Source organism: Embleya sp. NPDC001921, from assembly GCF_053594475.1.
Genome location: NZ_JBSFEO010000109.1, coordinates 1 through 9,720 on the forward strand (window position 1 = coordinate 1; position 9,720 = coordinate 9,720).

2 protein-coding genes are annotated in these 9,720 nt (G+C 70.6%); both read left to right on the forward strand.

All coding sequences use genetic code 11. From position 1 onward, the window contains the following. The first annotated feature begins 47 nt into the window (after positions 1 to 47). A complete protein-coding gene (locus ACWCPW_RS50830; RefSeq protein WP_449768478.1) occupies positions 48 to 4,973 on the forward strand; it encodes an amino acid adenylation domain-containing protein in 4,926 nt (1,641 codons plus the stop codon). Next, the coding region (locus ACWCPW_RS50835) for an amino acid adenylation domain-containing protein (RefSeq protein ID WP_449768477.1) at positions 4,973 to 9,720 on the forward strand (4,748 nt) is incomplete at its 3' end. The genes ACWCPW_RS50830 and ACWCPW_RS50835, both read left to right, overlap by 1 nt.

Below are 9,720 nucleotides of genomic sequence, written 5' to 3' on the forward strand. Positions count from 1 at the left end.
TGGCGGTGGTGTTCGAGGGTGTGGGGTTGTCGTTCGCGGAGTTGGATGTGCGGGCGAATCGGCTTGCGCGGTGTTTGGTGGGGTCGGGGGTGGGTGCGGAGTCGGTTGTCGCGGTGGTGTTGGAGCGCGGGATCGATCTGGTCGTGTCGTTGTTGGCGGTGTTGAAGGCGGGTGGCGCGTATCTCCCGATCGATCCGGAGTATCCGGCGGATCGGGTCGGGTTCCTGTTGCGGGATGCGGGGCCTGTGCTGGTGGTGACGGATGCGGCGTCGGCGCCTGTCGTCGAGGGCCGGCCGGTTCTGGTCGTGGACGATCCCGAGGTCGTGGCGCGGGTGGCCGGGTTTGCCGGCGGCACGCTGAGCGACTGCGAGCGTGGTGGTGCGCTGACCGGCGGCAACGCGGCGTATGTGATCTATACGTCGGGTTCGACCGGGGTGCCGAAGGGTGTCGTGGTGCCGCACGTCGGTGTGGTGAACCGCCTGGTGTGGATGCGGGGCCGGTACGGGTTCGGTGTCGGTGATCGGGTGATGTTCAAGACGCCGTTCGTGTTCGACGTCTCCGTGTGGGAGCTGTTCGCCACGTTGATATCGGGCGCGACGATGGTGGTCGCCCGGCCCGGAGGCCACCGCGACCCGGTGTATGTGGCCGCGTTGGTGCGTGAGGAGCGGGTCGGGGTGATGCACTTCGTGCCCTCGATGCTGGACGCGTTCCTGGAGGAACCGACCGCCGCCGCGTGCGCGCAGGACCTGCGCCTGGTGGTGTGCAGCGGCGAGGCGCTGTCGGTGGAGACCCAGGCCCGCTTCCACACGCTCTTCGAGGGTGTCGAGTTGCACAATCTGTATGGCCCGACCGAGGCGTCCGTGGACGTCACGGCATGGCATTGCGCCCCCGGCTGGGAAGGCGTGTCGGTTCCGATCGGCGCACCCATCGCCAACACGCGCGTGTACGTCCTGGACGACCGTCTCGCGCCCGTCCCACCCGGCGTCACGGGTGAGTTGTACCTCGCGGGTGTGCAGCTCGCGCGGGGTTACGTCGGTCGCCCCGGGCTGACGGGTGAGCGTTTCGTGGCGTGCCCGTTCGGCTCCGGCGAGCGCATGTATCGCACCGGCGACCGGGCCCGCTGGACCCGCGACGGTCAGGTGTTGTTCGCGGGCCGGGTGGACGACCAGGTCAAGATCCGGGGCTTCCGGATCGAGCCCGCCGAGGTGCGGGCCGCGCTCGCCGCCCACCCCGACGTCGCCCAGGCCGTGGTGGTCGCGCGCAGCGACGAGACCTCGGGCACCCGCCTGGTCGCCTACGTCGTCCCCACCCGCGACACCGCCACACCCCCGGCCGCCCTGCCCGACACCCTCCGACGCTACGCCGCCGGCCGCCTGCCCGAGTACATGGTCCCCGCCGCCGTCGTCGCCCTCGACGCCCTCCCGCTCACCGGCAACGGCAAACTCGACCGCAAAGCCCTCCCCACACCCGACCACCACACCGGCCCCGGCCGGAGTCCGGTCGGTCTGCGTGAAGAATTGTTGTGCGGCGCGTTCGCCCAGGTGTTGGGCCGGGATCGGGTGGGGGTCGACGACAACTTCTTCGAATTGGGCGGCCACTCGTTGTTGGCGACGCGGCTGGTGTCGCGTGTCCGGGCTGTGCTGGGCGTCGAGTTGGACCTGCGGATGTTGTTCGAGGCACCGACCGTTGCCGGGTTGGCGGTCGCGCTGGACCACGCGGAGACGGCGCGGGCCGCGCTGACCGTCCGGGAGCGTCCGGAGCGGGTGCCGTTGTCGTTCGCGCAGCGGCGGTTGTGGTTCCTGGGGCAGTTGGAGGGTGGCGGCGCGACGTACAACCTGCCGGTGGTGGTGGGCCTCTCCGGTCGCGTGGATGTGGCCGCGTTGACGGCGGCGTTGCGGGATGTGGTGGGTCGGCACGAGGTGTTGCGGACGGTGGTGGCGGTCGCCGACGGCGAGCCGTACCAGCGGATCCTGGGTCCCGACGAACTCGTGTGGGAGCCGGCGATCGGCCGGGTGTCCCCGGCCGAACTGCCCGGTGCGGTGGCACGCGCCGTGAGCCACGAGTTCGACCTGACGACCGAGGCGCCGATCAAGGCGTGGTTGCTTTCGTCCGGGCCCGAGGAGCACGCGCTGGTGCTCGTGGTGCATCACATCGCGGGTGACGGTTGGTCGATGGGCCCGTTGGGCCGGGACATCTCCACCGCCTACGCGGCCCGGCGCGCCGGTGACGCGCCGGAATGGACGTCGTTGCCGGTGCAGTACGCGGATTACGCGTTGTGGCAAAGGGAGTTGCTCGGCGAAGCGGACGACCCCGACAGCGTGCTGTCCCGCCAGGTCGCGTACTGGCGGGAGGCGCTCGCCGGAGGTCCCGAAGAGCTGGAGTTGCCTCTCGACCGCACCCGACCCGCCGTCGCGAGCGACCGTGGGCACAACGTCCCGCTCGTGGTACCCGCAGAGACTCACGCCGAGTTGGTCCGGGTCGCCCGGGCCGAGGGTGTGACGGTGTTCATGGTGTTGCAGGCCGCGTTGGCGGTGTTGTTGTCGCGGTTGGGTGCCGGTACGGATGTGCCGATCGGTGCGGCGGTGGCGGGGCGTACGGACGAGGGTCTGGACGATCTGGTCGGGTTCTTCGTGAACACGTTGGTGATTCGGACGGATCTGTCCGGGGATCCGTCGTTCCGGGAGGTGCTGGGGCGGGTTCGGGAGAGCGGGCTGGGTGCGTTCGAGCATCAGGATGTGCCGTTCGAGCGGTTGGTGGAGGAGTTGGCGCCGGCGCGGTCGTTGGCGCGGCATCCGTTGTTCCAGGTGATGTTGACCCTGCAGAACACCGGCCGAGCGGCGCTCGAATTGTCGGGCCTGGGGGTCGGTACGTCGGCCGCGGCAGCGGGCCTGTCCGTGGCGCAACCGGCGAGATTCGACCTGGACCTGGCGCTGACCGAAGCGTTCGACGAGCAGGGCCGCCCCGCCGGGCTTCGCGGCGTCGTCGTGGCGTCGGCCGACCTGTTCGATCCGGATACGGTCGAAACGATGGCCGCCCGTTGGGTTCGGGTGCTGGGAACGCTGGTCGCGGATGCGGGTGTTCGACTCGGTGCCGTGGACGTGCTGGACGACGACGAGCGCTCGCGGGTGTTGGTCGCCTGGAACGACACGGCGATGGAGGTGCCGGCGCTGTCGGTCGCGGAGTTGTTCGCGGCTCGAGTGGCGGAGGCGCCGGACGCGGTGGCGGTGGTGGCCGGGGATACGGCGCTGTCGTACGCGGAGTTGGGCGGTCGTGTTCACCGGTTGGCGCGGCGGCTGATCGGGCTCGGTGTCGGTCCCGAGTCGGTGGTGGCGGTGGTGTTGGGGCGCGACTCGGGGTTGATCACGGCGTTGTTGGGCGTATCGGCTGCCGGTGGTGCGTATCTGGCCATCGATCCGACGCAGCCTGTCGAGCGGATCGCCTACATGCTCGATGACGCGGCGCCGGTCCTGGTGATCACGGACGGCGCGAATGCCTCGCAGGTCCCGGCCGCGTGGTCCGGAGCACAGGGCGCGGTGCTGGTTCTCGACGAGCCCGCGGTGGTCGCGGCGCTGGAGAGCCTGCCGTCGTCGCCCGTGAGCGACGCCGATCGTTCGGCGCCGTTGTCGGGTTCGCACCCGGCCTATGTGGTCTATACGTCGGGTTCGACCGGGCAGCCCAAGGGCGTGGTCGTCTCGCGAGCCGGATTCGCGAACACCGTGGCTGCGGGGCGGGATCGTTTCCGACCCGAAGAGAAGTCCCGGATCGCGCAGTTCACCTCGATCGGGTTCGATGTGTTCTGCCTGGAATGGGCGTTGGCACTGGTGTCGGGGGCGGCTCTGGTGGTCGTTCCCGACGAGCGCCGGCTGGGTGACGAGTTGGCCCGGTTCCTGGTCGAGCAGGCGATCACGCATGTGTCGCTGCCACCCGCCGTGTTGGCCGGGGTGCCGGTCGGTGCGATCCCGTCGCACGTGGTCCTGGAGGTGGGGGGCGAGGCGTGCCCGCCGGAGTTGATGGCTCGTTGGGCGCCCGGGCGGGTCATGTTCAACACCTACGGGCCCACCGAGACGACGGTGGACGCCACGGTCTGGCACTGCCGGTCGGAGGTCGACGAGGTACCGATCGGGATCCCGATCGCCAACACCCGTGCCTACGTTCTGGACGACTTTTTGCGTCCGGTTCCGCCCGGGGTGACCGGTGAGCTCTACGTGGCCGGCACGGGCCTGGCCCGGGGCTACCTGGGCCGGGCCGCGCTCACCGGTGAACGATTCGTGGCCTGCCCGTTCGGTGCGGGTGGCCGGATGTACCGCACGGGCGACCGCGCGCGGTGGACAACCGCGGGAGAGTTGATGTTCGCCGGTCGCACCGACGATCAGGTGAAGATCCGGGGGTTCCGGATCGAGCCCGGCGAGATCGAGGCCGCGCTGACCGCTCACCCCGAGGTGCACTGGGCGGCCGTGGTCACCCGAGAGCAGTCCCCGGGCGACATCCGACTGGTGGCGTATGTCGTCCCGGTCGATACAGGTGGCTCCGGAAGCGCGCAACTACCCGTGGAGCTTCGCAGGTTCGCGGGACAGCGGCTGCCGGGGCACATGCTCCCCGCCGCGATCGTGGTGCTCGACGGCATCCCGCTCACCGCCAACGGCAAACTCGACCGGGCCGCTCTGCCGGTTCCCCGCTACGGGGACGCCAACGGCCGAAAGCCGGAGACCGCCCGCGAAGAGGCGCTCTGCGGCGTGTTCGCCGAAGTCCTCGGCTTGGACGCCGTGGGCGTCGACGACAACTTCTTTCACCTGGGCGGGCATTCCCTGCTCGCCATGCAACTGCTCACCCGGATCCGGGAAGTGCTCGGCATCGAGCTCCGGATCAGGGACGTGTTCGAAGCACCCACCGTGGCCGAACTCGCCGGGCACGCGGGAGATCAGAAGTCAGCCAGGCCGGCGCTGCGGCCGATGCGCGGAACTGAGGAGCACTGATGATTCCCTTGTCGTTCGCGCAGCGGCGGCTGTGGTTCCTCGGCCAGATGGATGGCCCGAGCCCGACCTACAACAGCCCGGTGGTACTGCGTCTGTCGGGGGACCTGGACCGGGACGCGCTGGGGGCGGCACTCCGCGACGTCATCGGCCGGCACGAGGTGCTCCGCACGGTGTACGCCGTGGTCGACGGTGAACCGCACCAGGAGATCCTCGACGCCGACACCCTGGCATGGGAGCTCGCCTACACGGAGCTCGACGCCGAGCGGCTGTCCCAGGCGGTGGCGACCGCCACCGAGCACGCGTTCGATCTCGCGCGGGAGATACCGATCCGGGCCTGGCTCTTCCGGTGCGACGGAGAGCATGTGCTCGTGCTGGTGATGCACCACATCGCCGGAGACGGCTGGTCGATGCGGCCGTTGGGGCGGGACATCTCCGCCGCCTACGCGGCGCGCTGTGCGGGTCATCCGCCGAAGTGGGATCCGCTGCCGGTCCAGTACGCCGACTACGCGCTCTGGCAGCGGGAGTTGCTCGGCAGCGACGACGATCCGAGCAGTGTCCTGCACGCCCAACTGGCCTACTGGCGCGCCGCGCTCGCCGGGATCCCGACCGAGTTGGAACTGCCGGTCGATCGGGGCCGACCGGCGCTGGCCGGCCATCGCGGGCACGTGGCGTCGGTGGAGATCCCGGCCGAGTTGCACCGCGAACTGGTGGAGTTGGCCAAGGCCGAGCGGGTGACCGTGTTCATGGTCCTCCAGGCCGGCCTGGCCGTGCTGTTGTCCCGACTCGGGGCGGGTACGGACATTCCGATCGGGGCGGCGGTGGCCGGGCGTTCCGATTCCGCGATGCGGGACATGGTCGGCTTCTTCGTGAACACCCTGGTGATGCGCACCGATGTGTCCGGGGACCCCACCTTCCGCGAGGTGTTGGGCCGGGTGCGTACCGCCGGACTCGGCGCCTTCGACAACCAGGATGTGCCGTTCGAGCGGCTGGTGGAGGAGCTGGCGCCGGCGCGGTCGTTGGCCCGCCATCCGCTGTTCCAGGTGATGCTGACGCTGCAGAACACCGCGCGCGCGGCCTTGGACCTGTCCGGTGTGCGGGCCGGGGCTCCACTCGACGGCATCGCGGCCCAGTTGTCGGCCGCCGCCGCGGCGAAGTTCGACCTCGACGTGGCTGCCGAGGAGGCCTTCGACGCCCAGGGCGCGCCGGCGGGGATCCGTGGCTCGATCACCGGTTCGGCGGACCTGTTCGACCAGGGTTCGGTCGAGGCGATGGCCGAACGCTGGCTGCGGGTGTTGCGGGCGCTGATCACCGACCCGGGCGTGCGGCTCGGCGCGGTGGACGTGCTCGGACACGCGGAGCGCACACGGGTGTTGGCGACCTGGAACGACACGGCGGTCGACGCGCCGCGTCCGTCGGTGCCGGAGTCGTTCGCGGCGCGGGTGGCGGACTCGCCGGACGCGGTCGCGGTGGTGTGTGGCGGGGCGGGCGTCTCGTACGCGGAGCTGGACGTGCGCGCTGGGCAGTTGGCGCGGGTGCTGCGTGAGCGTGGGGTGGGCGCCGGTTCGATCGTGGGTCTGTGCCTGCCGCGTGGTGTGGACGCGGTGGTGGCGATCCTGGGCGTGTGGCGGGCCGGAGCGGCGTATCTGCCGATCGACCCGGAGTACCCCTCGGACCGGGTCGCGTTCATGGTGGCGGACAGTCGTGCCGCGATGCTGATCAGCACCGAGGACCTGTTGGAGGAGCTGCCGGCCGGCCGGTTGCCCACGATCGCCGTGGAGGAACTCGTCCCGGCTCCCGTGGACGGAACCACGGTCGAGCCGTGGGCACCGGTGCACTCCGCGGAGCTGGCGTATGTGATCTATACGTCGGGTTCGACGGGTCGGCCCAAGGGCGTGGCGGTCACGCACGGCGGGTTGGCGAACTATGTGGCGTGGGCCGCCGAGGCGTACGGCGGGCGGGCTACCGGTGGCGCGCCCTTGCACTCGTCCCTCGCGTTCGACCTGACCGTGACGAGCGTGTTGTTGCCGCTGGTGTCCGGGTCGCCGGTGGTGGTCAGCCCCGAGGGCGGCGCCGATGGGCTGGCCGGGCTGGTGCGTTCGGGGTCGGGATTCGACCTGGTGAAGGTCGTCCCCGCGCATCTGCCCTTGCTGGGCGCGTTGTTGACGGACGACGAGGCCGCCGGTTCCGCGCGGTGTGTGGTGGTCGGTGGTGAGGCGCTGTTCGGGCCTGATGTGGCGGCGTGGTTGGCGCGGTCGCCGGGCTCGGTGGTCGTCAACGAGTACGGGCCGACCGAGACGGTGGTCGGCTGCTGCGTCTTCGAGGTCCGCGCGGGCGACGACGTACCGTCCGGGCCGGTGCCGATCGGCCGCCCGATCGCGAACACGCGGCTGTACGTGCTCGGCGAGGACTTGAGCCCGGTCCCGGTCGGCACGATCGGCGAGCTGTACGTGGCGGGCGCCGGATTGGCCCGGGGGTACGTCTCCCGACCGGGCTTGACGGCGGAGCGGTTCGTGGCCTGCCCGTTCGCGGGCGATGGCGAGCGGATGTACCGCACGGGCGACCGTGTGCGCTGGACCCTCGACGGCCGGTTGGTGTTCGTCGGTCGGGTCGACGATCAGGTCAAGATTCGCGGCTTCCGGATCGAACCGGCGGAGATCGAGGAGGTCTTGGCGGCACACCCGGGGGTGGGCCGGGTCGCCGTGATCGCTCGCGCGGAAGCACCGGGCGATACACGCCTGTTGGCCTACGTCGTGCCCGACGACGCCGACGCGGTCGACGAGGACCTGCCGGGCACGTTGCGGGAGTTCGCCGCGCGTCGGCTGCCGGAGTACATGTTGCCGAGCGCGATCGTGGTGCTGGACACGCTTCCGCTGACCGCCAACGGCAAGCTGGATCGCGCCGCCCTGCCCGACCCCGATCGGTCGGATGCCGTGGCGACCGGCGGGATCGCGCCGTCGCCGCAGGAGGAGATCCTGTGCGGGATGTTCGCCCAGGTGCTCGGCCTGGACTCGGTCGGGGTCCACGAGAGCTTCTTCGAGCTGGGCGGCCACTCGTTGCTCGCGACGCGGTTGCTCTCGCGCGTGCGCGCCGTGCTCGGCGCGGAACTCGAGATCCGGGCCGTCTTCGAGACGCCGACCGTCGCGGGGCTGGCGGCGCGACTGGCGAACGGGCGAGTGGGCGAACTACGGGTGCCCCTGGCCCGCGGGATTCGTCCGGAGCGTCCGCCGTTGTCGTTCGCGCAGCGGCGGTTGTGGTTCCTCGGACGCTTGGACGGACCGAACGCGAGCTACAACATTCCCGTGGTCCTGCGCCTGTCCGGTGATCTGAACCGTGCCGCGTTGTCGGCCGCGTTGCGGGATGTGGTGGGTCGGCACGAGGTGTTGCGGACCGTCTTCCCGATGGTCGACGGCGAGCCGTATCAGCGGGTGCTCGATCCCGGCGAATCGACCTGGGAGATCGAGCAGGAGGCGGTCGCGCCCGCGGGACTGGCCGAGGCGATCCTGCGGGCCACCGAGTACCCGATCGACCTCGCCGAGGAGACGCCGATCAAGGCGTGGCTGTTCTCGTCCGGCGACGAAGAGCACGTGTTGGTTCTGGTGGTGCATCACATCGCCGGTGACGGCTGGTCGATGGGCCCGTTGGGTCGGGACATCTCGACCGCCTACGCGGCTCGCTGCGCGGGACAGGCGCCCGAGTGGGCGCCGTTGCCGGTGCAGTACGCCGACTACGCCCTATGGCAACGGGAGTTGCTGGGTGCCGAGGACGACCCGGACAGTGTGTTGGCGGCGCAGGTGGCGTACTGGCGCACCGCGCTGGCCGGGATTCCCGACCACCTGGATCTGCCCGTCGACCATCCGAGGCCGGCGGTGGTGGGATACCGGGGACATGCCGCCCCGCTGACCGTACCCGCTGAGCTTCACGACCGGTTGGCGCAGTTGGCGCGGGCCGAGGGCGTCACCGTGTTCATGGTGTTGCAGGCCGCGCTGGCGGTGTTGTTGTCCCGGCTGGGCGCGGGTACGGACATCCCGATCGGGACGACGGTGGCCGGACGTACCGACGAGGACCTGGACGATCTGGTCGGCTTCTTCGTGAACACGCTGGTGTTGCGGACCGACCTGTCCGGGCAGCCCAGCTTCCGGCAGGTGCTGAGCCGGGTGCGCGAAGCCGGACTCGATGCCTTCGATCACCAGGACGTGCCGTTCGAGCGCCTGGTGGAGGAACTCGCGCCGAGCCGATCACTGGCCCGGCACCCGCTGTTCCAGGTCATGCTGACCGTCCAGAACACGGCGCGGGCGACCCTCGACCTCCGGACCGTCCGGATCGACGCGCCGACGGCGGAGCTCACGGCCGGTCTGTCCACACCCGCGAAGTTCGATCTGGATGTGACCGTCGAGGAGGTCTTCGACGACCAAGGACGGCCCGCGGGCCTGCGGGGCGGCTTCCTCGGAGTCGCCGACCTGTTCGATGCCGAGTCGGTCGCGACGATGGCGGATCGCTGGGTTCGTGTCCTCGATGCCGTCACCGCCGATCCGCAGCGGCTCGTGGATGACGTCGACCTCTTCGACGCCGACGAACGCTCGCGGGTGCTGGTCGCGTGGAACGACACGGCGGCGGATGTGCCGGCGGTGCCGGTTGTGGAGTCGTTCGCGGCTCGGGTGGCGGAGGCGCCGGATGCGGTGGCGGTGGTGGCCGGGGGTTCGGTGCTGTCGTATGGGGAGTTGGGTGGTCGGGTCGGTCGTTTGGCGCG